This window comes from Acinetobacter sp. Lyrl_1 (assembly GCF_051948795.1).
GTDB classification, from domain to species: Bacteria; Pseudomonadota; Gammaproteobacteria; order Pseudomonadales; family Moraxellaceae; genus Acinetobacter; species Acinetobacter towneri.
Genome location: NZ_JAYJLK010000009.1, coordinates 1 through 25144, shown reverse-complemented (window position 1 = coordinate 25144; position 25144 = coordinate 1). Strand labels below are relative to the sequence as shown.

Annotated in this window: 19 protein-coding genes; 8 read left to right on the top strand and 11 right to left on the bottom strand. The window is 41.6% G+C overall.

Annotation, left to right across the window (positions count from 1 at the left end; genetic code table 11):
• Positions 1–69 precede the first annotated feature (69 nt).
• Positions 70–468 carry an MAPEG family protein gene (locus VF675_RS04990; protein WP_104852906.1) on the bottom strand — a complete coding sequence of 133 codons (399 nt, stop codon included), beginning with the start codon at positions 466–468 and terminating at the stop codon, positions 70–72.
• A 104-nt stretch (positions 469–572) separates the two neighbouring features.
• On the opposite strand from VF675_RS04990, the gene VF675_RS04985 reads away from it, so the two are divergent.
• On the top strand, positions 573–953 hold the full coding sequence (locus VF675_RS04985) for a hypothetical protein (protein ID WP_004975646.1): 381 nt from the start codon (positions 573–575) through the stop codon (positions 951–953).
• A 107-nt stretch (positions 954–1060) separates the two neighbouring features.
• Here VF675_RS04985 and VF675_RS04980 read toward each other — a convergent pair whose 3' ends face one another.
• Complete coding sequence (locus tag VF675_RS04980; protein WP_179996483.1) at positions 1061–2737, bottom strand: AMP-binding protein; 1677 nt, start codon at positions 2735–2737, stop codon at positions 1061–1063.
• Positions 2738–2885: 148 nt separating this feature from the next.
• Positions 2886–5105, bottom strand: a complete 2220-nt coding sequence (parC, locus tag VF675_RS04975; protein ID WP_096902245.1) for a DNA topoisomerase IV subunit A — start codon at positions 5103–5105, stop codon at positions 2886–2888.
• Positions 5106–5434: 329 nt separating this feature from the next.
• Here parC and VF675_RS04970 point away from each other — a divergent pair, with 329 nt between their 5' ends.
• On the top strand, positions 5435–7171 hold the full coding sequence (locus VF675_RS04970) for a hypothetical protein (RefSeq protein WP_440204866.1): 1737 nt from the start codon (positions 5435–5437) through the stop codon (positions 7169–7171).
• 67 nt (positions 7172–7238) lie between these two features.
• On the opposite strand, the gene niaP is transcribed toward VF675_RS04970, so the two are convergent.
• From niaP to VF675_RS04950, 4 genes are all read right to left on the bottom strand, one after another.
• Positions 7239–8558, bottom strand: coding sequence for a niacin transporter NiaP (gene niaP / locus VF675_RS04965; protein WP_440204865.1), 1320 nt, complete (start codon positions 8556–8558; stop codon positions 7239–7241).
• A gap of 156 nt (positions 8559–8714) precedes the next feature.
• On the bottom strand, positions 8715–9359 hold the full coding sequence (locus tag VF675_RS04960) for a trimeric intracellular cation channel family protein (protein WP_004975638.1): 645 nt from the start codon (positions 9357–9359) through the stop codon (positions 8715–8717).
• A gap of 65 nt (positions 9360–9424) precedes the next feature.
• Positions 9425–9892 (bottom strand): YchJ family protein, encoded by a 468-nt coding sequence (locus tag VF675_RS04955; protein ID WP_178865910.1) that lies wholly within the window; start codon positions 9890–9892, stop codon positions 9425–9427.
• A 141-nt stretch (positions 9893–10033) separates the two neighbouring features.
• On the bottom strand, positions 10034–11617 hold the full coding sequence (locus tag VF675_RS04950; RefSeq protein WP_440204864.1) for a TerC family protein: 1584 nt from the start codon (positions 11615–11617) through the stop codon (positions 10034–10036).
• A gap of 334 nt (positions 11618–11951) precedes the next feature.
• Between VF675_RS04950 and VF675_RS04945 the strand changes: the two genes are divergently transcribed.
• Positions 11952–12572 (top strand): TIGR00730 family Rossman fold protein, encoded by a 621-nt coding sequence (locus tag VF675_RS04945; RefSeq protein WP_440204863.1) that lies wholly within the window; start codon positions 11952–11954, stop codon positions 12570–12572.
• A 151-nt stretch (positions 12573–12723) separates the two neighbouring features.
• Here VF675_RS04945 and VF675_RS04940 read toward each other — a convergent pair whose 3' ends face one another.
• On the bottom strand, positions 12724–14610 hold the full coding sequence (locus tag VF675_RS04940) for a choice-of-anchor I family protein (RefSeq protein ID WP_440204862.1): 1887 nt from the start codon (positions 14608–14610) through the stop codon (positions 12724–12726).
• A gap of 183 nt (positions 14611–14793) precedes the next feature.
• Between VF675_RS04940 and mdtD the strand changes: the two genes are divergently transcribed.
• The 5 genes from mdtD to VF675_RS04915 all read left to right on the top strand — a co-directional run bounded on the left by mdtD (position 14794) and on the right by VF675_RS04915 (position 20022).
• Positions 14794–16185: a multidrug transporter subunit MdtD gene (gene mdtD, locus VF675_RS04935; protein ID WP_178865904.1), complete on the top strand. Its 1392-nt coding sequence runs from the start codon at positions 14794–14796 to the stop codon at positions 16183–16185.
• A gap of 79 nt (positions 16186–16264) precedes the next feature.
• The gene (locus VF675_RS04930) at positions 16265–17056 is read left to right on the top strand and encodes a glycoside hydrolase family 25 protein (RefSeq protein ID WP_171501113.1); all 792 of its coding nucleotides are present in this window, start codon (positions 16265–16267) and stop codon (positions 17054–17056) included.
• A gap of 34 nt (positions 17057–17090) precedes the next feature.
• Positions 17091–18101, top strand: coding sequence for an MBL fold metallo-hydrolase (locus tag VF675_RS04925; protein WP_004975617.1), 1011 nt, complete (start codon positions 17091–17093; stop codon positions 18099–18101).
• A gap of 45 nt (positions 18102–18146) precedes the next feature.
• Positions 18147–19202 carry a DNA polymerase IV gene (dinB, locus tag VF675_RS04920; RefSeq protein WP_167845693.1) on the top strand — a complete coding sequence of 352 codons (1056 nt, stop codon included), beginning with the start codon at positions 18147–18149 and terminating at the stop codon, positions 19200–19202.
• A 463-nt stretch (positions 19203–19665) separates the two neighbouring features.
• Positions 19666–20022: a RidA family protein gene (locus VF675_RS04915; protein ID WP_070154775.1), complete on the top strand. Its 357-nt coding sequence runs from the start codon at positions 19666–19668 to the stop codon at positions 20020–20022.
• Positions 20023–20134: 112 nt separating this feature from the next.
• Here VF675_RS04915 and VF675_RS04910 read toward each other — a convergent pair whose 3' ends face one another.
• The 3 genes from VF675_RS04910 to VF675_RS04900 form a co-directional block, all read right to left on the bottom strand.
• The gene (locus tag VF675_RS04910) at positions 20135–20677 is read right to left on the bottom strand and encodes a DUF2726 domain-containing protein (RefSeq protein WP_179991331.1); all 543 of its coding nucleotides are present in this window, start codon (positions 20675–20677) and stop codon (positions 20135–20137) included.
• Positions 20678–21022: 345 nt separating this feature from the next.
• Positions 21023–23395 carry a YgiQ family radical SAM protein gene (locus VF675_RS04905; RefSeq protein WP_440204880.1) on the bottom strand — a complete coding sequence of 791 codons (2373 nt, stop codon included), beginning with the start codon at positions 23393–23395 and terminating at the stop codon, positions 21023–21025.
• Positions 23396–23587: 192 nt separating this feature from the next.
• A complete protein-coding gene (locus tag VF675_RS04900; protein WP_168419403.1) occupies positions 23588–24784 on the bottom strand; it encodes an MFS transporter in 1197 nt (398 codons plus the stop codon).
• Positions 24785–25144 lie beyond the last annotated feature (360 nt).

Below are 25144 nucleotides of genomic sequence, written 5' to 3'. Positions count from 1 at the left end.
TTCTGTCCTGAATTACTGCGCGATTATACATCTGCAAGGCAAAAATACATATTTTCAGACATGACTTGATCAGGTCAGTTTAATCACCATCAGCAAAATACAAATTGGACAAAGTAAAGACAGCATCCAAACAATTGAACGCAGCGTCGCCCAATTGGCTAAATAACAAATTCCATAAATAATGCGCAGCACAATATAAGCAATACCAAACATCATCACCACCACTTGTGGGATGACCATATATTCCGCCATGAGCACTGCAGCAATAAATAAAGGCAGGCTTTCAAAACTGTTTTGCTGAACGGCGTTAGCACGTGCAGCTAAACCTGTAGTTTTGGCTAAAAATTCACGTGGATTTTGGTTATCTTCGCGTTTAAAGCCGCCTGCCATTTTTGCGACAACAGCAAAGACATACGGCAATAAGCAAGCAATTATAATTAGATAAACAATTCCACTTATGCTTTGCATCAATTTTTTCTCATAAACTGTATTGAGAACTTATCATAACATGGCATTTCTTGAATAAATTTTGTTAAATAGCATGTTTTAAGCAATTATATAAAGGATCCATTATGGTCAGCCCAGATCAAAAGGAAATGTTAGATGTACTTGAAAAGCAGCGCCAACATCAACTGCGAGTGGATCGTGTTTTAAAAATTGTGTTGCCTATTGTGGCATTTTTATTGATGGTAATTTGCGCCAATATGAACGTATGGTCGACCATTTTTACCTTCGTTGTACTTTGGGTGGCGTTTTATGCGGTAGGGATTAAGCGCTTACCGCTCTGGCACTGGATTATTGTGATTGTGGTGTACTGCTTAATTGATAATATTTTAAGTTATGGCAGTTTTAATCAATCAGGTTTTAGTCGCCAATTTGGTGCGATGTTTATTTTCTTGGGTATTGTGGGTGTTGGGCGTCGCTACTTTGACCGTTGGTTGATGAAAGAATAAGGTCTGGTGACACTTCGTCTGTATTGAACAAGAAGCTATCTATTTTTATAAGCATATAAAAAACGCCCCTGAGTTTTCAGAGGCGTTTTTGTTCAAAGCAGCATGAATTACGCTGTTTTACGCAAATCTTTACGCAAGATTTTACCTACGTTCGATTTTGGCAATTCATCCATAAACTCCACATAACGTGGGCGTTTATAGCCAGTTAAGTTCTCTTTAGCGAATGCTAATACTTCTTCAGTGGTCAATGATGGATCTTTTTTCACCACAAATAGTTTTGGCACTTCACCTGATTTTTCATCTGGCACACCAATTGCTGCTACTTCCAAGACTTTCGGATGCTTCGCAATGACTTCTTCAATTTCAGATGGATAAACGTTAAAGCCTGATACCAAAATCATGTCTTTTTTACGGTCTACAATTTTCACATAGCCGCGTGAATCCATAACACCAATGTCACCTGTACGGAAGAAACCATTAATCATCACTTTATTGGTTTCATCTGGACGGTTCCAATAGCCTTTCATGACTTGTGGACCACGGATTGAAATTTCACCTTGCTCACCCAGTGCAACTTCATTGCCGTCATCATCCAAAATAGCCACTTCAGTTAATGGTAATGGAATACCAATTGTGCCAGTGAATTCTTCAGATGCAGGCGGGTTTGCCGTTGCAACTGGCGAAGTTTCAGACAAGCCATAACCTTCAATGATGTTAGTGCCTGTCACTTTTTTCCATGCTTCAGCAGTTGATGGTAATACTGCCATACCCCCGCCCATCGCCATTTTCAATTTGCTGTGATCAAGCTGTTTAAACTCTTCATTGTTCACAAGCGCATTGAATAAAGTATTCACCGCAGGGAAGAAAGTTGGTTGATATTTGCGTAATTCTTTCATCACCGCAGGTAAGTCACGCGGGTTTGGAATTAAGACGTTTGCCTGACCTTTGTACATGCCGTAAAGCGCACACACCATGAATGCAAAGATGTGATACAGCGGCAATGCACAGAAAATACGGTCATCTGGCTGACCATCTTGTGCACCGAATTTACTCTGGAAAATACCATCACATTGCAGCATGTTTGCCACAAGGTTGCGGTGTGTTAATTCTGCACCCTTAGATACACCTGTTGTACCACCCGTGTATTGCAACACAGCCGTATCACTTAAAGTTAAGCTTGGGCGTTTGTAGTTGCTTGGGCTTACTTTAGACATTGCTGCGTTAAATTTAACGTGACCCGGAATGTTCCATGCAGGAATTTGCTTACGCACTGAACGTAAAACAAAATTCACCAACGTGCCTTTTAATGCACCTAGCATATCGCCCACAGAAGCAACAACAACATGCTTCACAGGAGTTTTACCAATAATCGCCTGATAAACGGATGCAAAGTTTTCAATAATCACTAAAACTTCAGAACCAGAGTCATTTAATTGATGCTCTAACTCACGCGAAGTATAAAGTGGATTCACGTTCACCAAAACTAAACCTGCGCGGAACACCCCCAGTGCAACCACAGGATATTGAAGTACGTTCGGCATCATCACCGCAACACGCGAGCCAGGTGCCAAACCTAAACTTTGTAAATAAGTTGCAAATTTACGGCTAGCTTCTTCTAGTTCACTAAAGCTTAAAACCTTATCCATAAAGATAAAGGCATCACGTGAACCAAATTTTTGGAAATTACGTTCAAAAATGTCTACGAGTGACGTATTTTCTGCAGGCAGTTCTACAGTTTCTGGAATCCCTGTCTTTTGGTATTCAGCAAACCAAATCTTTTCCATAATGCCAATTTCTCCAATCAATAATCCTTAGTTTTAAACTGTTTTTCTCAATACAGGACGTCGTTCTTTGCTTGTTTATGTCCCGTATTGCATCCATTTTCACGAATACAAACCATATATAACGTATTTTGCTTAAAAAACGCTAGTATTATCTTTGAATTAACAGTTTATTTGCTTTTTGGTAACCGCGTGGTAAGAGCTGACCTTTCGTGCCGCGCTTCGCCACATACTTCAGCAAATCGTCACCTTTGAGTTTGAGTTGTTGCTGTCCTGCAAATACTTGAATTGCTTCATCTAAACTTAAAGGTAACATAGACACCAACTGATCTTTTTCCTCAAGTTGTATCAATTTATTACCTTTACCTTTATTCAAAATTGGCAATTCTGACAGCTCAATCACCAGTAAACGCCCTGCTGAACTGAGCAGTGCAACATGACTCGCGTGTTCAATCATTTGCAAGTTCATCACTGTCGATTGTTCGGGCAAAGACAGGAATGCTTTACCTGCTTTGGCATTGGTATCTAGCTGTTTGGCCTGTGTTTTAAAGCCGTAACCTTTACTGCTGGCTGCTAAAATTTCAGCTTCATCATCGGCAATCAGCAATTGTTTAAAGCCAACGCCACTGGCAGGGGCAAGTTTTGAACTTAATGGTTCTCCCAAGCCACGTGCCGAAGGCAAGCTATTAATTGGCAACGCATAACTGCGTCCCGTATCATCTAAAATATAAACGCGCTGATTAGACTTGCCTTGCGCATGACTGAGATATTGATCACCTGCACGGAAGTTTAGATTTTCCGCATCGACCTCATGCCCTTTGGCACAACGAATCCAGCCTGCTTCAGACAACACCACCGTTACAGGGTCGGCAGGTAGCATATCTTGTTCATTAATCGCAGTCGCTTCGGCACGCAATACAATTGGTGAACGACGATCATCACCAAACTTTTTCGCGTCTTCTTTCAACTCACTGATAATTAAATTTTTCAATGATTCAGGATTCGCCAATTGTTCACGAATAATGGCAGCGCGTGCTTCTAATTCTTCTTGTTCACGACGAATTTCCATTTCTTCAAGCTTAGCCAAATGACGCAGCTTTAATTCCAAAATGGCTTCAGCCTGAATTTCATCAATACCAAAATGCGCCATCAACTCGGCTTTAGGATGATCTTCTTCACGAATAATCCGAATCACGGTATCAATATCTAAATAGGCAATCAGCAAACCTGCCAAAATGTGCAATCGCTTTTCGATTTTATTGAGATGATATTGCAAACGGCGTGTGACGGTATTTTTTCGAATCTCAATCCATTCCAGCAAAATACGACGAATCGATTTCACCTGCGGACGACCATCTGCGCCAATCATGTTCATATTGACACGATAGCTCGATTCTAAATCGGTCGTGGCAAACAAGTGACTCATCACCGCTTCGGCATCAATACGGTTGGAACGCAGTACAATCACCAAACGGGTTGGGTTTTGATGGTCGGATTCATCACGCACATCGCTCACCAACGGCAGTTTTTTCGCCTGCATTTGATCGGCAATTTGGGTAATGATTTTTGAACCCGAAACCTGATACGGCAATTCGGTAATTACGATTTCATTTTTTTCGATGCTGTACACCGCACGCATACGGTAACTACCACGACCTGTACTTTGCATTTTCAGCAATTCTTCAGGCGGGGTAATAATTTCAGCTTTGGTAGGTAAATCTGGTGCAGGAATATATTCTGCGACTTTTTCATCGGTTAAATTTGGGTTGCGAATCAGGGCAATTGTGCCTTTCACCACTTCACGCAAGTTATGCGGTGGAATATCGGTCGCCATCCCCACGGCAATACCTGTGGTGCCGTTAAGCAAAATATTCGGTACACGCGCAGGCAAATTGACAGGTTCTTTTAATGAGCCATCAAAGTTATCTTGCCAATCACAAGTACCTTGCCCCAATTCCGCCAAAAGTACTTCACTATATTGCGATAGTTTGGCTTCGGTATAACGCATGGCGGCAAAGGACTTAGGATCATCGGGTGACCCCCAGTTGCCCTGCCCTTCAATAAATGGGTAACGATAACTGAACGGCTGCGCCATCAACACCATAGCTTCATAACAAGCAGAATCACCATGTGGATGGTATTTACCCAATACATCCCCTACGGTACGGGCCGATTTTTTCGGTTTGCCGCTGTGCTTGAGTCCAAGCTCACTCATGGCGTACACAATACGGCGTTGTACAGGTTTCAAACCATCGCTGATATGGGGTAATGCACGATCCATAATCACGTACATGGCATAGTTAAGGTATGCACGTTCAGTAAATTCTGCTACGGAACGGTTTTCTGTTGCATGATGCGCAAGGCTTGTCATAAAACCTGTCGTCCTAAATCATTTGTTTTTGTATCAATCGGCTTATGCTATGCCGCAGCAGCATCCTGCACAAGAGTTAGTAGGGATGCTCTGCGACAATTTGTGTCTTATGCCGTAAAAATATTCATTTTATAAAAAACAGCAATATAAAATTATAACGATTCATTCTATGAGGGTCTATTGACACGTTACAGATGTTTGAAACAATACTTATTACATAAAAATTCCTTTATTTTTATCAATGTAAATACCGTTTTTGTGATATAAAACACACTGAAGTTTTTTATTGAAAGTTTAAATTTATTGTAACGGTTCTTTTGGATTTCGCTATGCAGACCTATATTCCTTATCAGCTTCGGGTAAAGTTAAAACAAATTGATCCTATTCTTGATAATAAATGGCAGCAGCAGCTAAACGCAATTCTTTCCGCTACACCTAAAGAACTGCATGAAAAAATAGAAGAACGATACTTAAAACCCAAAAATATTCACTGGAATTATCTTACAGCAACCTTTGAATTTCATGGTTACATCCGTCTGCAAGACATTCCACAGTACACACAGCATCCAGAATTATTACAACTCGCCAAAAACGTACAAAGTAGCTTTGACTATTTAGAAACCTACCAAACCGACTTTCAAATCGCCGATTTTCTAGAAACGGTGATTCATGAAATGAATCAAATTGAATTACATGAGCCTCAGGACATTCAAGCCCAACTTTTACTCAAAAAAGCGTTTTTATATGATGCTGCTTTAATTATTCGTGATTTAGACTTCACCGTTACAACTAACCATCGTAATCTAGATCAAGCACAAATTCGTAGTTTTATCTTTGAAGTGTTTATGAAAAGTGAAATTTTGGGCAATTGGTTTGCTTATATTTTACCAAGTGAATATGCACAACAAAAACCATCAATTTTTCAGGATTACTTTGTTCATGAACTGCATGTTCGTGACTTTGAAATTATCGATACTACAGATTACTATTTTATTGTGAGTAGTTCCTACGACGGCCGTGTATCTGCTTATTCCATTCGACGCTTTTTAACAGAAGAAAACTTTGGCGTAGAAAATAAATTTTATATTAGTGGCTTAGTTCTTGATCCGAAAAAGTTAGATCAAATTAATTATATTGAAAATTTTAAACAGCAAATGACACAAATTATCGGCATTCAACGTCAAATGAATCCGCATATTGTGGAGTTGATTGAATCTTTACACCTATATAAGCAAGAGCAACTTTTACCACAAATGAAAAAAGTGGTGGATATTCAAGGTTTTTCTACAGATTATTTAGTCAAAGAGCATTTAGATTGCTTAGAAAAAGACCTTTGTTTGCAAGTGCTTGAACCATTTGCAAGAGGTTTAAAACAAAGTGTGCAACAGTCTGATGAATTAGAGTTTTGTTATTTAAATCTGAAACGTTTAATGACTGAACTCTTACATCAGTTTGAAGCTTTATCTCAAGAACCCATGTTGCAATTTAATCCCTACGCCCGCGGCTTTAAATATCGTTTGATTGCATATTTGCATTTATTGGTACAGCGTCGCGCACAAGTTTTTGTGCTCTTTGAAGATGAATATCACTATCAACAACATTTAAATGCGGTAATCGCCCCTGTTCAAAAGATCAGAGAGCATGTGAATGCTGCGATTGAACAGAGCCGCCATATACAACAACAAATACGTAGTCTCGAACGAGAAATTCAAACAAATGAAAAAGCGGGATTTTTTAAACGTTTACTGAAAAAATCTGAAAATAATCAGGTGAAAATAGAGAAGCTAAAAAAGAGCCTGATTGATATTCAAGATCGCTGTTATATTGGAATTATTAGTATTCAAAAACAGACAACCCAACAAAGTGTTTATTTAGAAGCCAAGAATCTCATTAGCAGAATTGACCCTAAAATCCGTCACTATGCTTTTGCCAATGGTGAAAATGGTATAACACGCTTACCATTATTGTTACAACTTCCTGAAGATCGGCATAGTTTTAACATGCAAAATATCGCCTTGGCTTTAAATCAGGAATTCGTTCTGACTGCTAAACCTTGGAGCCAGTAAGCGTAAATTCCTCAAACAGGTTTACGCTTACTGTCATTTCAAGTTGGAAGATGGGTTTATTTTAAGCTTACAAACCTATCGACTCTAAAGTTCTGCCTTTAGTTTCTTCACCCAACACCACAATCACCACAGCAACGGCCAATAAAACCGCTGTAAACATCATAAAAACATAACTAAAGCCATTTTGCATGACCATCATGTGTGTGACCACCATTGGGGCGACAATACCACCCATACGTCCAATCGCCGAAGCCCAACCTGAGCCAAAAGCACGAATATTGGTTGGGTATTGTTCAGGAGTATAGGTGTATAGCACCCCCCACGCGCCCAAGTTGAAGAAGGACATCAAACAGCCCCAGAACATGATCATCGCCACACTATCCGCCTGACCAAAGAAGTACGCCGATACGGCACACATGCCAATAAAACCTGCCAGTGTGGCTTTGCGCCCTAATTTTTCGACCAGCCAAGCAGCTGCAATATAACCAGGTAATTGCGCCAAAATCATGCCCAACACGTATTCAAATGATTGCACGATGCTGTAGCCTTGCTGCACCAACAGACTAGGCAACCAAGTGAAAATGCCATAATAGGAATAGACAATGCCAAACCAAATCAGCCACAGCATTAAACTACGGCGTGCAAATGGCCCCGACCACAGTTGGGTAAAAGAAATATGCTGTTTGGCGGCAACAGGCTGAACTTCAATCTGTTCAATGACCTCTACCCCACATTGGCGTTCAAATTTTTGTACCAGTGCATGTGCTTCGGCAATACGACCACGATTGATCAGATAAGGGATAGATTCAGGGACTTTTTTCCAGATGACTAAGGCATATAAAGCAGGCAAACCACCGATTAAAAATGCTGTGTGCCAATCAAATTTTGGAATCACAAAATAGGATACCAATGCCGCACATAACCAGCCCAAGCCCCAAAAACTTTCCAGCAATACAATAAAGCGCCCACGCACATGCGCAGGAATATATTCACTAACCAAAGTTACGGCAACAGGAAGCTGCCCACCCAAACCTAAGCCAACAATAAAACGAAATACCAACAACCAAGTTAAATTCGGCGCAAAAGCACAAGCGGCAGTAGCTAGACTGTAAATCACCAAGGTGGTGGCAAATACAGTTTTACGTCCAATTTTATCGGCCAGACCACCTGAAAAGACTGCACCAATGGCCATACCTACAAAGCCAATTGACACCACCATGCCTTTTTCCGCAGGGGTCATGCTCCAGTCTTCTGCCATTTTTGCCAAAATAAAGGAAATCAGTCCTGTATCCATGGCATCAAACATCCAGCCCAAACCAATCACCACCAGAAGGCTATAGTGAAATTTACCAATGGGCAGACGTTGTACACGTGAAACTAAATCCATAACACACTCTTCAGGTTGGCTAAAAGGATATGGGCTAAAACACAACTGCTGTTGTATTTTTATACTATGAGTTGACAGGATGTGGATAGCATTAAAAAACCGATCTGGTGATCGGTTCGCTTCTATTTAGATATTCAATACAATTCTTATAACCAATTAGGTTTCATCTTTAGAGGATGCTGAATGTTCATCATCGTCCTGATAAATAAATTTAGGCATTTCTAAGCCAAAATAAATCGCAATCAAACGCAAAGTAAAACCAAAAACAAGTGTTGAGATCACGGTCAATTCAAGCGACAAACCGATTTCGATACACAACCAATAGCAAATCACGGACACAAAAGAAATACTGGCATATAGCTCACGGCGGAACACTAAAGGCACATCGTTACACAGAATATCACGCAGAATCCCACCTGACACACCTGTTAAGACGCCTGCAACGGCAGACACCACAAAGCCATGCCCCATTTCCAAAGCAATTTGACAACCAATAATGGTGAAGCCAATTAAGCCTAAAGCATCGAGCACCAAGAAAATGGAACGTAAATGACGCATCCATTTGGCAATTAAAATGGTGATAAAAGCTGCAATACAGGTCAGCACCAAATATTCAGGATGTTTGACCCAAGTCAGCGGATAATGCCCCAACAATACATCTCGCACCGAACCACCGCCCAATGCGGTGACACAGGCAATTAAGGTGACACCAAACCAGTCCATGCTGCGACGCCCTGCAGACAATGCGCCTGTCATCGCTTCTGCGGTAATCGCGATTAAGTAAATGACCAACAACAACATGGACTTGCCCTTCTTTCACTAGGCCAATAGATGCGCGTTATAATAAGCGAAAAACCAAGATAAAGTTATAAAAATTGCGCACAACATTGCTTAAATTTTTTACCCGAACCACAAATACACGGCTGTTTCATGGTCGGCTGTTGCCCTGTGGTCGGATCTAGAAAATACCAGCGTGCCTGATGTTGCACAAAATGGGAAATTTCATGGTGAATTTGCGCCTGCTTAGCATCATGGTAATGGGCTTTAAATTCAACTTGGGCATGGCTTTTATCTAACTTTTCATTGCTATTCAGCACTTCGAGCTTTAACCATTGATTCGACTTGCTCCAATCTGCAATTGCGTCAACATCCAAACTTGCCTGTTGTCCTAGCGCAGTAGTTTGCACAATATAATCAATTTGTTGCAAGGCAAAAGCGCTATAGCGTGAACGCATGAGTTGGCTCGCGGTTTCTGCATGTGCCTGCCCCACGTGTAAAGGTTGGCAGCAGTATTGATAATCGCCTTGCCCGCACGGACATGCCAAGTGATGCATAGAAAATTCCAGAAATTTAAATCAATAATAGGGTCTGTTGACACTTCGTCTATATTTGCAATGGCAACAGCCCCAAAACAGCCTGACAATGCAGGCTATTTTAGCGGAAGCACAAGACTGAAATGCAGTTTGGCGTTCAGTTTATGATGCGCTTGAAGATTCCTGCTGAATCAAATGCACTTTTTCAATTTTATGTCCATCCATGGTCACAATTTCAAAAACATAACCATCGGAAAGCAGCTTTTCACCGTTTTCAGGCAAACGCCCCAAATGGAATAAAATATAGCCTGATAAAGTTGAATATTGCTCGCTTTCATCCACCAAATCACGACCTAATAATAAAGATACGTGACGAATATCAATGGAACCATCTAGCAATAATGTGCCATCTTCCAAACTTTCAGCACTGGCTTCGAGAGCATCTTCATCAGGGAATTCGCCTGCAATTGCTTCCAGAATATCAATAGGTGTGGCAACGCCTTCAATCGAGCCATATTCATTCAGCACAATCGCCATTTGCAGCGGTGCTTGACGCAATTGCTCCATCACCATCAAAACTTGGGCATTTTCATGCACAATCACGGGTTCACGCAAATGTGTTTCAAAATCCAGCACACCAGTTTCAATGTATTGATTCATCACTTTATGGGTCAGTACAATACCCGAAATATTGTCTAATTCACCACGTGCCACGATCACTCGTGAATGGGTCATACTCAATAACTGGCTACGAATAGAAGCTTCGTCTTCATCTAAATCAATCCATTCTAGCTCGGGACGTGGCGTCATCACTGACTTTACAGGACGTTCAGATAAACCCAATACCCCTTGCACCATGACACTATGATAGACCCCATTTTCTGCATCAAAGACTTCATCGGCAAAGGCGCGCGTGGCCAACACATCTTCATTCACATGGCTGCTTTCTGTGGTGTTTTGGCTTTTTCCGCCCAACATGCGCATCACCGCAGAAGCAGTACGGTAGCGTAAATCAGTCGTAGTCACAGTTTTTTCCTGATTTCTGCGGATGGTTTGGTTCAGGAATTCAATCATCACCGAGAAGCCAATCGCGGCATATAAATAGCCTTTTGGAATGTGATAACCAAAGCCTTCAACCACTAAAGAGAAGCCAATCATCATCAGGAAGCACAGGCATAGAATCACCACTGTCGGATGCTTATTGACAAAGTCCATCAGTGCTTTGGAAGCCCACAGCATAATGCCAATGGCGATAATCACCGCAATCATCATGACCGATAAATGCTGCACCATGCCCACAGCGGTAATCACGCTGTCGAGTGAGAACACTGCATCTAGCACTACAATCTGCACAATCACCATCCAGAAAGTCGCATGCACAGGGTTTTCTTCTTTTAGTGCAGGTTTGCCTTCAATACGTTCACGCAGTTCCATGGTGCCTTTAAAGAGCAGGAACACACCACCAAACAGCAGAATCAGGTCACGTCCAGAGAAAGGATGTTCAAAAATATGGAACAGTGGTTGGGTCAGCGTTACCACCCACGCGATAGAGGCGAGTAAAATCAGGCGCATCCCCAAGGCGAGAAGCAAGCCCACCACCCGTGCCGTATTGCGTTGTTCTGGCGGTAACTTTTCTGCCAAAATGGCAATAAACACCAAGTTATCAATGCCTAATACAATTTCGAGTACGATCAGGGTCAATAACCCAACCCACGCAGCGGGGTCAGACATCCATTCAAAGATCATCTGTTCTTCTCCTGAATCTCTAAAGCTGAATACGCCCAAAACGTATCCTGTATTGAAGCTAACTTGGTTTGCCCTTGCAGACTTGACATCACATTAAAAAATATTCGTTCGGTGCGACTACTGCCACTGTCCATGACGATTCTATAGTTGTAAGACAAGCCTTGAGTATAGGAAAGTTTGCGCTGAGATTCATCCCCTTTTTTAGATGCAGCGCTGCTGTGTCACGGTAGAATCACAAATCTTTGCAAATTGAAAAGAAACGATATGCGGGATTGTCATATTTCGGGACTAAGCTAGAGCCAAGAAAAAGAACATGTTATGGTGAAGAAAATAAATGAATAGCGTATCTAGAATGACCCAATATATCAATAATCCCTCTCCTCAGACGACTCAACCCTTGGTTGCCTTGTATTGCGGCTCACGTGCTGGCAATAACCCGATTTATCAGGAAAAAGCAGTGCAATTGGCCAGAAAGCTGGCAGAACAAGGTTTTGGTATGGTCTATGGCGGTGCGAGTATTGGTTTAATGGGGCTGGTTGCAGACACTGTCGTGCAACATGGTGGACAAGCTGTAGGGGTCATTCCTGAGTTTATGCTGGATTATGAAATTGCCCACAGTAATTTAACTGAATTACACGTGGTTAAAAGTATGCATGAACGCAAGGCGATGATGGCAGAGCGTGCCAGCGCCTTTGTAGCCTTGCCAGGTGGTTTAGGGACTTTTGAAGAGATTTTGGAAATTGCCACTTGGGGGCAATTGAATCAACACCAGAAACCGATGATTTTATATAACGTAAATGGCTTTTATGATGCCCTGATTCAGCAGTTAGATCATGCCGTACACGAGGGTTTTTTACCACCGCAGCACCGTGCCAAACTGATTGTTTGTAATCATTCACATAAAATTATTAATGCCTTGAAGAATTTGGATTCTCCACGTCATTTTGTGGGTTGAACTTTTTTAGCTACATGAAATAGCAATAAAAATGAAAGTGAAAGCGAGTCGGTGACTCGCTTTTTTTAATTCACTGTTCATTGGTTTTTACAGCACAAAAAAGAGAACACCAAAGTGCCCTCTTTAATAGATTTCTAATTTTGCAATGCTGTTAGTTAAGCTTGATTTGGTAGACGGCAGTAGTTCCACTGACTTCATTACCCACAACTAACAGTGGCTTGCCGTTAGGCGAGTCTTTGGCTGCAATAAAGATCAAACCTTCGGGACCGAGATTTGAATTTTCAACGGTAACCTCATTACCTTCTGCATCGAAAGATGTACGGGTTTCACCAAACTTACGATCATTAAAATACTCAACAAAAGATGCTTGTGTCGGTTGGGTAATGTCGTACACCATAATGCCACCCATACGCTCCAACCCAATAAAGGCAAAAGTTTTTTGACCAATTTTACCTAAAGCAATGCCTTCAGGCTCAGGGCCTTTATTGTCACTACGATCATCTATACTTAATTTTTCATGATTGGTATTAAAGTATTCTGGAAATAATTCAGCAGCTTTACGTTCAAAGTCATTTTTTGAGTCCCAAACAATTTTCTTGGTTTTAGGATCTACAATACTGAACGAGCGACCACCATAAGCATATAATTTGTCATAAGTCATTAAACCATTGCTGTCTAGCACAGGCTCACCATTTGCATCTTTCTTATAACCTTGCGTCCAAGTAATCGTTAAACGACCCAATTGTGAATCTTTAATTAAATTATCTGCGCAGACTTCATTGGCATCTGTAGTGGTACATGCTTTAAATATGCTTGAATCAAGTTTTGCACCTTTAACCCCTGACTTTAATAGACGTAAATGCGCAGCATAATCGCCATTGCTACGGAAGCCTTTATTATTAAATAAGTGTTTAACACGAATTTCTTCTGCATAACCCTGAGTTATTTCATCCGTACCAAAATATAAGTCTTCATCAACCAACCATTCACGCGCATCACCTTCATTGGCAGTGACCAAGTAGCTTTGTCCATTGGCTTGATATTGCGCAATTGCATCTGGCATATACATGCCATATAAGCCTGGCCAAGCTTGAATATTAATCATCCCCTCATTTTTAGCACAGGCTGTAATCGTTTTACCGTTATAGTCTTGCTTACCAACAACACAATCACGATCACCTGCATCTAAAGCATTTGCAGCTAAGCCAAAGTTTTTATAACCCAATGGGAAAATATCGACCACTTGGTCTTGAATCAAATCAATCACAGCAATAGCATTGTTTTCTTGTAGACTTGCCCAAGCAGTTTTACCATCGTCACTCACCGCAATATATTCAGGCTCTAAATCTTGTGCGACAGTCGCATTTGGCCCAAAAATACGCACGCCCGCATCAAGCAATTCCTGCTTACGTGTATTCCATGCCTGAAAATCTGCAGTTTTTACAGTAGGCTTGTTAATATCAGTCAGATTAATAATACTGATCGAACCTTCTGGATCAATCGCATAGCCTTCATTTGGCTCACCTTCATTGGCAACCAAAACTTTTTTACCATCTGGGGTAAAAGTCAACATATCAGGCAATGCACCGACTTCAACTTTGCTGATAAAGCTCAGGTCTTTGGCTTTAAAAAATGCCACGATGCCTTTATCAGTTTTAGGTGTTGCCTGAACAGCTAAAGCGACAATACCTTGATGTACCGCGACACTATTGACTTCAGAATTCGCTAAATGAGTCTTGGCATCCAAGCTGTTCAGCTTAACAGGTGCACTTGGGTTGCTTAAATCCAGTACATCGACCACGCCATTTTTCGCATTGACTACAAATAAACGTTTACTTTCAGCATCATAAGCAGAAATTTCCGCAGCACTCGCACCAAAAACTTGTGCATCGTATTCCCCTAAACGCTCCAAACTAATTGTTGTAGGTGTTGCTTCAACAACTTCTTCTTTTACAGGAATAGGATCATTATTATCATTACATCCCACCATCCCCACAGACAATAAAGCCAACATTAATGCAGAAATTTGCGTTTTCATAAATTACTCATCATTTTTCTAAATGCACCCAACTTACAAACTCAAAGTGAATAATCGGTGACAAATAGATGACAATTTCATTGCATTTCCTTGAATTTTCAAACACTTTTCATGTTTTTATAGATGCAGTCCGCTAGATTGCAAAATGGTTTAAACTAGACCAAATGTCCATTTTGCCGAGTTATGAACCAAACACCGACCCATCAAGCCCTGCATCCTGAATACCGTCTTTTGGTATTTCTGGTTTCAATTGGCTTTTTTATGCAGGCGCTCGACACCACCATTGTGAATACAGCAATCCCTGCAATGGCGAATAGCCTGCAGGAAGACCCGCTGCGGATGCACAGTGTTGTGGTGGCGTATGTGCTCTCGGTGGCAGCGTGTATTCCATTAAGTGGATGGTTGGCAGATCGTTTTGGGGTACGCAATACCTATTTTGCAGCGATTATCATTTTTACCCTTGCCTCTTTGGGTTGTGCTGCAGCAGCGAGTCTGAATGAATTACTGTTTTATCGGGTGATTCAAGGTATTGGTGGCGCATTGCTCTTGCCTGTCGGGCGCTTGGCGATGTTAAAAATCATTCCACGTACCCAGTTTTTATCTGCCATGAGCCTGATGAGTCTGGCAGGGTTGATTGGCCCCTTAATTGGCCCAACTCTGGGTGGCTGGTTGGTCGAAGTCGCCACGTGGCACTGGATTTTCCTGATCAACATTCCTATGGGCATCTTGGGCTGTTGGATTTGTATTAAAGCCATGCCGAATGTGACTGAAACTGAAGTTAAAAACTTTGATTTTCTCGGGTTTATCCTATTAGTTGTGGCGATGGCGGGCTTATCTTTAGGCATCGAAAATTTTGCCAATCCACAACATAATCTGCTTTGGAATTTAGCGTTAATCTTGGCTGGCGGTATTGCCGCAGCATGCTATGCCCGCCATGCCCATACTCATCAAAATGCCTTATTTCGCAGCGATTTATTTAAAAATCGCTTATATGCCATTGGTATTTTAGGTAACTTTTTTGCCCGCTTCGGGGGCAATGCCATGCCTTTTATCATGCCAATCATGCTGCAGGTGGCTTTTGGTTTTGAACCATTTATCACAGGTTTGATGATGATTCCAACTGTGCTTGGTTCTTTGGTATCTAAACCAATTATTCGGCCTTTAATTCAACGTTTTGGCTATCGGCAGTTTTTACTGACCAATACGTTATTGGTCGGGGCGTGTATTGCTAGTTTTGCGCTGACCACTGCTGAAACTGCGATTTGGTTACGTGCCTTGCATTTTTTTATATTTGGGGTGCTTAATTCATTGCAGTTTGTGGGTATGAATACCTTTACACTCAAAGATTTACCTCAACAAGATGCCAGCAGCGGCAATAGTTTTTTATCCATGATTATGATGCTGTCGATGAGTATTGGCGTGGCATTGGCAGGTACTTTGGTGAATATGTTTAGTGCCTATTACGGCGCAGGACAGTTAGTCAGTGCCTTTCATGCCACTTTAATTTGTTTGGGTGTACTAAATATTTTGGCATTTTTAGTGTTTTGGAATATCCCCAAACACACGGCTGTTTAAAACGCCATTACCGAAAGCGCATGGTGCTACACCGCACTGCGCGTTATGATATGACTTTGCTCCGCGAAGCTTTTTCAACATGCGCAAACCACCAAATCGAGCTAAAAACTCAGCTTTTACACCGCACTATCGTATGACCATTGCGGTGCTTGGCAGTGCTGTTTTGGCGGTTTTATTGTATTTGGATGTGTTGCGCCAACAACCTGCGGCAGCCGAAGAATATCCAATTCAAGGCTTTGACGTGTCACATCATCAAGGCGATGTTCAGTGGCAAAAAATTTCCCCACAAAAATATGCCTTTGTCTATTTAAAAGCCACCGAAGGAGGCGATTTTAAAGATCGTAAATTTCAGGATAACTGGCTCAAAGCCCGTGAACATGGCTTTTTGGTCGGCGCCTATCATTTTTATCGCTTATGCCGTGATGGAGCAATTCAGGCAGAAAACTTTATTGCGACTGTTCCAAAAAAATCTGACAGTTTGCCACCTGTAATTGACTTAGAATATGACAGCAACTGCATCAACACTTACACCAAAGAACAGTTACTGCGCGAAATTCAAATCATGCATGATGCGCTATATCAACATTATGAAAAACAACCGATTTTTTATGTATCTAAAGCCTTTTACAATATGGTATTAACTGAAAGCTTTAAGCAAACACCACTTTGGGTCAGAGAATATCAGGGTAAACCACAACTGGCAGGTCAGCCAAAATGGTTATTTTGGCAACATACCAATCAGGGTCAAATAAAAGGTATTCACACCCCAGTCGACCTAAATGTTTTTTATGGCAATACCAAACAATGGCAGCATTTTTTAACAGACAACGCAATTCAACCCACAAGACTTGAACCGAACCAGAAAAAATAACAAGATAGCTGCATCACAATAAAAAAGTACCGTCATGAAAATTATGAAAGGGCTGCTTTGGGCTGCTCTTACGCTCAGCATTTGTGCAGGATTCGCACTGCTTTACCTATTACAACCCGCAGGCAAACTAGAACAATTTTCCGCATGGCAATATTCAACAAAAACCGCAAATGCCAACTTAAAAGTACATTATTTTGGCGTATCTACCCTATTGTTTGATGATGGTGAAAACCAAATTCTGATTGATGGATTTTTTAGTCGCCCCTCTCTTGCACAAGTCATGTGGAACAAGTTAGACAGCCAACCAGCCTTATTGCACAAGTTGATTCAACAGCATCAATTACAACGCACACGTGCGATTTTGATCACCCATTCGCATTATGATCACACGCTAGATTTGCCATTTTTGGCGCAGCAACTCAAACACAGTCAAATCATCGGTTCAGAAAGTAGTTTGAACATTGCCCGTGGTGCCGCAATTCCTGAATCTCGATTAAGCCTTGTCAATCCTGCCCAACCAATACAGATTGGAAAGTTTAAGATTACGGCTATTCCATCACAGCATACCCCTGCCACCGCTGTGAATAATGATTTAGGTGAACAAATTCAACAACCATTGTCCTTACCTGCCCGTTTTTATGAATTTAAAGAAGGCGGCAGTTTTGATTATTACATTCAGCATCCTGAACAGAACATTTTAGTCAAAGCCAGTACAGGCGCGATTTCTAAACAATTACAACACTTGCAGGTAGATACTTTATTTTTAGGGATTGCACAGCTCTCTAAACAATCGGTTGCTTTTCAACAGCATTATTTAGATGAAACTGTGGGAACGTTGCGCCCTCGTGTCGTGATTCCAATTCATTGGGATAATTTTTTCCAGCCTTTAGCGCGCCCTTTAGAGTTTTTGCCCCGCATTGCCGACCATAGCCCACGGAGTTTACAGCGTTTGATCGACTATGCAGAACAGCAATCGACACAGGTGATTTTGCTGAATAGCAACACGCCTTATCCGCTTGCTCCGATGCTACAACCGACTTCCTAAACATGCGATACTGTTGAAATCTAAACGCTTCATCTAGTTTGTGCCATGCGGAAAATCATTCATATTGATATGGATGCCTTTTATGCCTCTGTTGAGCTGCGCAGTCGTCCTGAATTGCAGCATTTACCTGTGGTGATTGCTTCGCATCATCCTCGTGCTGTGATTGCCGCGGCATCCTATCCTGCGCGTGAGTTTGGTTTACGTTCTGCCATGTCGATGGCACAAGCCCGCAAACGCTGCCCGCAGGTGGTGGTACTCGAACCCAATTTTGCACTCTATCGTGAGGTTTCCACACAAATTCATCAGATTTTTCAGCGTTATACACCACTTATTGAACCCTTGTCTTTAGATGAAGCTTATTTAGATGTCACCGAAAATTTACAAGGTATTCCAAGCGCAACTGAAGTCGCAATGCGGATTCGGGCAGATATTTTTCAAAGTACAGGTTTAACGGCCTCGGCAGGTGTCGCACCGAATAAATTTTTAGCCAAAATTGCTTCGGACTGGCATAAACCCAATGGCATTTGCGTGATTAAACCCAGTCAAGTGCAGCAGTTTATTCAGGACTTACCCTTAAAGAAAATTCCAGGCGTAGGTAAAGTCACGCAGGAAAAATTAAAAAGCTTGAATTTAAATACCTTGGGCGATTTGCAACACATTGAAGAAAACCTGTTGATTCATCATTTTGGCAAATATGGAAAACGCCTGTTTTTATTTGCCCAAGGGATTGATGAACGTCCTGTGCAGGCAGAACGTGAGCGCCAGCAAATTTCCAAAGAAATCACCTTTGATGATGACTTAAACTTAGCCGAATGTGCAGCTTACTGGTCTAGCTTGATTGATCAGGTTTGGCACAGTTTAGTGAAAAAACAATATGTTGCACGTGGCGTATCGGCCAAATTGAAACTCAAAAATTTTCAGATCTTACAACATAGCAAAAGTTTTAAACAGCCTCTTGAAACTAAAAATGATCTTGAAAAAGTCCTGCAGCTTTTGCTTCACGAAATGCATATTCCCGCACAGGATCAATTCCGTTTAATTGGGGTCGGTCTGTATCAACTCAGCCCTGCCGATGAGCAAGCACAACTATCTTTACTGTAAATATCACAACTCATAAATATCACGGATTTTAAAGCGGTAAACTTCCCGCTCTACATAAAACATACCTAGCCAATACTTGCCGATGAATACTAAAGCCAACTTTTGTATAAATTTCAGCCAAAAGAATAAAAATAAGACAATTTACCCTTCACAGTTGTGCTTTTTAGAGTAATCTATGCGCGCGATGTATTTATCCGTACATACGCTGAGATGTCAAAAATCACCATTACTTTTGGCATACTTGTCCTGTGATTGGCGTGACGATCAAATCCGAAGATTACAGGACAACTCTGCGCTTGGCACTTCGCCGCTTTAATACCGCATCTCTCTTTTCCTCATATTTTCCATTCAACTACTTTTTATTTTAAGCAGACTACTGCCTGCATATTTTCCACGTGCTTGCCTGCCTCTATAATACCTCACGCTTTTTATACCTAATCGCTTGGCGCGAGGATTACACCCAATGGCTGTTCAACGTCTACATATTCAAAAACGTTATTCTGAAATTGCAATTTCTGGAAATTTAGTCCATTTGGCAGGGCAACTGGCAGAAGACACACAACAAGATATTGTGGGGCAAACCCAACAAACACTTGCCCTGATTGATCGTTTACTGGCAGATGCGGGTACAGATAAAAGTCACATCATGTCGGTGATGATTTTTCTAAAAAACATTGAGCGCGATTATGCCGCAATGAATCAAGTTTGGGATGCTTGGGTGGCAGATATACAAGCTTTACCGCGTACCTGCGTAGAAGCCAAGTTATACCATCCTGACGTTTTGGTTGAGATGACTGTGGTTGCAGTCAAACCTGAATAGCAACCCAACGTATAACAGATGTGATTGGATCAGGAACATACCCAAAAAAATCAGCATGTCATGGCGACATGCTGATTCATATTGTCTATCTAGTGATTTTAGCGGCAAGCGTTTAGCCTAATACCTTCACTTTATGGCGTACAGAATGCGCTAAAAAATCATACTTCTTTAAGGCTGTATCCAAATCTTCTAAGTCTGCATACGATGACGGTGACTGCCCAAAAGCTTCACGCAATTCGTGATATTCAGGCACATCTTCATAACGCAGCACTTTATAACCCGCCAAACGCAGCAATTCATCTTGGTATTGTGCATTGCGGCTACGTTTCAACATCAACAAATCATCTAAAGCCACAATTGCAACAACTTGATGATTGGCATCCAACACCACAAAATCGGCCATCATATTGCGGTATTTATGTCGAGTACGTGAAAATTTCGTGGTCAGCAAGGCATCAAAAGACACATGCGCCAAGATGATATGTTGAGGTAAAATTTCCTGCAAACGTGTATACGTCAGCTGTTCATTTAAGTTAAAAATTGCACGTTGCTTTAGTGCACTGTCCTGAGGTTTTTCTCTATTTTCCAAGCCCTTAACCGCCATCAAGAGAAAGAAAATCAGTATCAAAACCCCAATCAAAATATAAATGGTCATAATTCAATCCTTAAAATCATTTTTTATAGTTGTTTCGGCTTCATGCCGATTTTTTCATCAAATCAGTATATAACACGCTTTTATATTTAAACGTTCCATTTAAGAAACTACATGAAACATTGACAAAACCATCATAGAAACAGAAATTTTGTTTCACAAGCCAGCCTTTTGTCTAAGTGCTGTAGCATCTAAGCGTGTTTTTATCATTAGATACGAATACTGTATAGCATGCAAAAAAATAACAAAGCAATGCTTAACAGATTCGATTGTCGGACAATTCCGATGAAATGAAAAGCAAACAAAAAAGGCGCTGCAGCGCCTTTTGATGGATCTTAACTTCAAGTACTAAGCTTTCGATTTTGGCTTAGATTTTTTGTGTGAAAATGGACGTTTTTCACCTGTTTCACGTGGCGGCAAACCTGTGTGCTGAGTCAATATTTGCCCTTTCTTCGGACGATTACTGTTCTGAGCACGATTACCACTTTGCCCCGTACGTTTTTGTGAATCACCCGCGACAGTCGAGTTTTTCTTACGTGCCGTTTGATACTGTCCATCTGTGCCTTGCGGCTGATAGGTTGGAATCAGGTGCTGTTTAGAGTTTCCGATTAAATCTGCACGTCCCATTTCTTTTAAAGCTTCGCGTAGCAACGGCCAGTTATTCGGATCATGGTAACGCAAGAAAGCCTTATGCAAACGACGACGCTTTTCGCCTTTTACAATATCTACGTTTTCAGTATAACGCGCCACTTTAGCCAGTGGGTTTTTACCGGTGTAGTACATGGTTGAAGCCGTCGCCATTGGTGATGGATAGAAAGTTTGCACCTGATCGGCACGGAAACCATTCTTTTTCAGCCATAAGGCCAAATTCATCATGTCGTAGTCGGTGGTACCCGGATGCGCAGCAATAAAGTACGGAATCAAATATTGCTCTTTACCTGCTTCCTTACTGAAACGATCAAACATCTGTTTAAAGCGATCATAAGTTCCGATGCCCGGTTTCATCATCTTAGATAATGGACCTTTTTCGGTATGTTCAGGCGCAATTTTCAAATAACCGCCCACGTGATGCGTCACCAACTCACGAACATATTCAGGGTTCAACACCGCCAAGTCATAACGCAAGCCTGAACCAATCAGAATTTTCTTAATGCCTTTCAACTCACGCGCTTTGCGATACAACTGAGTTAATGGCGCATGGTCGGTATGTAAATTTTGGCATACGCCTGGGAATACACAGGATGGTTTACGGCAATTCTTTTCAATTTCTGGGTCTTTACAGTGCAAACGATACATATTGGCCGTTGGACCGCCCAAGTCTGAAATAATGCCTGTGAACCCAGGGGCAGTATCACGAATTTTTTCGACTTCACGCAAAATCGATTCTTCAGAACGGTTTTGAATAATCCGTCCCTCATGTTCGGTAATTGAACAGAATGTACAACCACCAAAACAACCACGCATGATATTGACCGAAAACTTGATCATGTCAAAGGCCGGGAAACGTGCATTACCATAAGCTGGATGAGGCAAACGTGCATACGGTAAATCGAACACATAGTCCATTTCTTCAGTGGTCAATGGAATAGGTGGTGCATTCAACCACACATCACGTTCACCATGCTTTTGTACCAACGCTCGGGCATTACCTGGGTTGGTTTCTAAATGCAGAATACGGTTAGCATGTGCATACAACACAGGATCTGCGCTGACTTCTTCAAAAGAAGGCAAACGAATGACAGCCAGCTCACGTGGTGGTAATTTGTGTTTAATGGCTTTAGATGCAGGTTGCAATTGTACAATCTGGGTATCTGCATCCAACTGATCGCCTTCACGCACAATCGGATTGTTCACCACATCTTTTTGGAAATTTTGATATTGGGCAAGCTTGTTGCCTTTTTCTTTTTCAATCTCACAACCGTCTAAATCTTCGGTCATCACATAAGGGTTAATGATTGGATCGACACGCCCTACGCTGTCCACATCATTCGATGCAATTTCAACAAATTTGGCTTTGGCCGCACGGTTATGCTTATTAATAATAAATGCGGTTCCACGTACGTCGGTAATGTCATGGATTTTTTCACCCTTAGCCAAACGGTGCATGACTTCAATAATGGAACGCTCGCCATTGCCGTACATCAGCAAGTCTGCTTTAGAATCCATTAAAATGGAGCGACGAACTTTGTCTGACCAATAGTCATAATGCGCAATACGACGCAAAGAGCCTTCAATCCCGCCAAGTAAAACAGGCACATCAGGAAAAGCTTCACGACAGCGCTGACAGTACACGGTTGCAGCACGGTCAGGACGTTTATTCGGTACATTGTCTGGTGAATAAGCATCGTCAGAACGGATTTTTCTGTCTGCAGTATAGCGGTTGATCATCGAATCCATATTGCCTGCGGTAACGCCCCAAGCAATGGTTGGCTTACCTAAGACCCGAAACGACTCCACATTGGTCCAGTCTGGTTGTGCGATAATGCCAACACGAAAGCCCTGTGCTTCAAGCACACGACCAATCACACCTGACACAAAAGAAGGATGGTCAATATAGGCATCGCCACAAACTAGAATAAAATCGCAGGCATCCCAACCCAGCTGATCCATTTCTTCGCGTGACATCGGCAAAAATGGCGCAGGCTCAAAACATGACGCCCAATATTTGTCGTAATCAAACAACGCTTTGGGTGCGGTCTGAGCAGTATAAGCAGTAGACATGGCTTGCAATTCTCGGCTGGCAAGTGGAAGATCGGCAGTCATCAAAGATGAAAGCCGATCATTTTAGCATGAATTCTATTCATCTTGCTTGATTAAAAAATATGCAAAATCAGGTGGCTAATTTTTATTAATTTTGTGTAGGTAAAGGATCATGATGTAATCAATAAAGTCGAAATTGCATCAAGCCATCGTTCAGACTTTTACTTTTAAACGCCATGCACCCAGCAAAGCCAAGCCTAAAACCAGACTCATCACCCAAGTTAGTCCTGTCCAACCCCATTGTTCCCAAATCAGTCCACTACCACTACCCAGCAAACTAGAACCCATGTAATAACTGAATAAGTATAAAGATGAGCCTACCGCACGATATTGCAGTGCCTGAATTGACACCCAACTGCTGGCCGTAGAATGCGCTGCAAAAAAGGCAAAGGTAAATAAGAGCAAGGCAAGTAATACTACCACCAAATGTGCAATCGACATCAGCCAAAGTGCAGCAAGCATCAGTACGATCACCACTGGCAATACCCGTTCACGCCCGATCCGATTTCCCCAACTTGCCGCACGGGGTGAACTGTAAATGCCTGCCAAGTAGGCAATTGAAATCACCCCAATCCAAACTTGAGAAAGCTCAAATGGTTTGGCTAACAAGTAGTAACTGATATAGTTAAAAATACTGACAAAACAGCCCATCAACAAAAAGCCCTGCAGAAACAGGATTCTTAACTTACGGTCTGCCAAATTGGCCACAAAGGCATCTTTAAAGCGTGATAAACGAATTGGATACGCTGTAAAGTTTTTGGATGCAGGCAAGAGTATATAAAAGATAATTGCAATGATCAGGTTTAATCCACCAATCACCAAAGTTGCCGTTTGCCAAGAAACAAAATCAACCAAGACCCCTGCAATTAAACGTCCACTCATACCACCAATGGCTGTTCCAGAAATATACAGCCCCATGGCAAAGCCAATATCTTGCTGCTGAATTTCTTCGCCAATATAGGTCATGGCGACAGCTGCAACACCACTAACAGCAATACCAATCAAAACTCGGGTACTTAAAAAGAACGGCCAAATAGGCAATAAAGCGCTCAAAATCAGCAAAATTGAAGCAAGAAATAACGCCAGTACCATAATGGGTTTTCGCCCAAAACGATCTGAAATAAAGCCTGTAAATAACAAACCTACAGCTAAGGCCACCGTAGAAAATGACAGCGGAAAACTACTTTGCGTTGGCGTAACGTTAAAAAAATCTGCCAAAATTGGCATCATCGGCTGCACGCAATACAAAATCGAAAAAGAGGCAAACCCTGCTAAAAACAGTGAAAAAAGAATTGCCTTAAACGGTTTTGAGCCATACTGAATATGAGATGCTGCAGACAAATCAGACATATTTACTCCCAGATTAGTCTCAGTATACGCCTGTTTATACACAAAAATAAGTTCAGTATTTTATCATTTGCTCAAAACTATCGGTTTCGGCTGAATCCAAACCCACATAGCCTTGTCAGTTTTTGCTTACAACGACTGCCGCCATTAGATGCTAGGCAGCCGAGTGCAGCTTTGATATTCTTAAATCATCAGGAAACAGGACGTTTCCCAAACAGAAAACAACAATAATATGTTTGCGCATCAGGATCGTGAGGTACGACAGGAGTTATACCTAAAACACGAAATACAAAGAAACCCCGTCAGGATGATGGGGTTTCTTTTTATCTGCATATTTTATCTATGCTTTTATTGGCAATTTTA

Bases quoted from the DNA above. Each gene is read 5' to 3' on its own strand.
- parC (WP_096902245.1), bottom strand. From the start codon at position 5,105: ATGACAAGCCTTGCGCATCATGCAACAGAAAACCGTTCCGTAGCAGAA.
- mdtD (WP_178865904.1), top strand. From the start codon at position 14,794: ATGAACCAAACACCGACCCATCAAGCCCTGCATCCTGAATACCGTCTT.
- VF675_RS04950 (WP_440204864.1), bottom strand. From the start codon at position 11,617: ATGATCTTTGAATGGATGTCTGACCCCGCTGCGTGGGTTGGGTTATTG.
- VF675_RS04960 (WP_004975638.1), bottom strand. From the start codon at position 9,359: ATGTTGTTGTTGGTCATTTACTTAATCGCGATTACCGCAGAAGCGATG.
- VF675_RS04910 (WP_179991331.1), bottom strand. From the start codon at position 20,677: ATGACCATTTATATTTTGATTGGGGTTTTGATACTGATTTTCTTTCTC.
- VF675_RS04900 (WP_168419403.1), bottom strand. From the start codon at position 24,784: ATGTCTGATTTGTCTGCAGCATCTCATATTCAGTATGGCTCAAAACCG.
- niaP (WP_440204865.1), bottom strand. From the start codon at position 8,558: ATGGATTTAGTTTCACGTGTACAACGTCTGCCCATTGGTAAATTTCAC.
- VF675_RS04945 (WP_440204863.1), top strand. From the start codon at position 11,952: ATGAATAGCGTATCTAGAATGACCCAATATATCAATAATCCCTCTCCT.
- dinB (WP_167845693.1), top strand. From the start codon at position 18,147: ATGCGGAAAATCATTCATATTGATATGGATGCCTTTTATGCCTCTGTT.
- VF675_RS04970 (WP_440204866.1), top strand. From the start codon at position 5,435: ATGCAGACCTATATTCCTTATCAGCTTCGGGTAAAGTTAAAACAAATT.
- VF675_RS04925 (WP_004975617.1), top strand. From the start codon at position 17,091: ATGAAAATTATGAAAGGGCTGCTTTGGGCTGCTCTTACGCTCAGCATT.
- VF675_RS04915 (WP_070154775.1), top strand. From the start codon at position 19,666: ATGGCTGTTCAACGTCTACATATTCAAAAACGTTATTCTGAAATTGCA.
- VF675_RS04930 (WP_171501113.1), top strand. From the start codon at position 16,265: ATGCGCAAACCACCAAATCGAGCTAAAAACTCAGCTTTTACACCGCAC.
- VF675_RS04985 (WP_004975646.1), top strand. From the start codon at position 573: ATGGTCAGCCCAGATCAAAAGGAAATGTTAGATGTACTTGAAAAGCAG.
- VF675_RS04955 (WP_178865910.1), bottom strand. From the start codon at position 9,892: ATGCATCACTTGGCATGTCCGTGCGGGCAAGGCGATTATCAATACTGC.
- VF675_RS04980 (WP_179996483.1), bottom strand. From the start codon at position 2,737: ATGGAAAAGATTTGGTTTGCTGAATACCAAAAGACAGGGATTCCAGAA.
- VF675_RS04990 (WP_104852906.1), bottom strand. From the start codon at position 468: ATGCAAAGCATAAGTGGAATTGTTTATCTAATTATAATTGCTTGCTTA.
- VF675_RS04905 (WP_440204880.1), bottom strand. From the start codon at position 23,395: ATGTCTACTGCTTATACTGCTCAGACCGCACCCAAAGCGTTGTTTGAT.
- VF675_RS04940 (WP_440204862.1), bottom strand. From the start codon at position 14,610: ATGAAAACGCAAATTTCTGCATTAATGTTGGCTTTATTGTCTGTGGGG.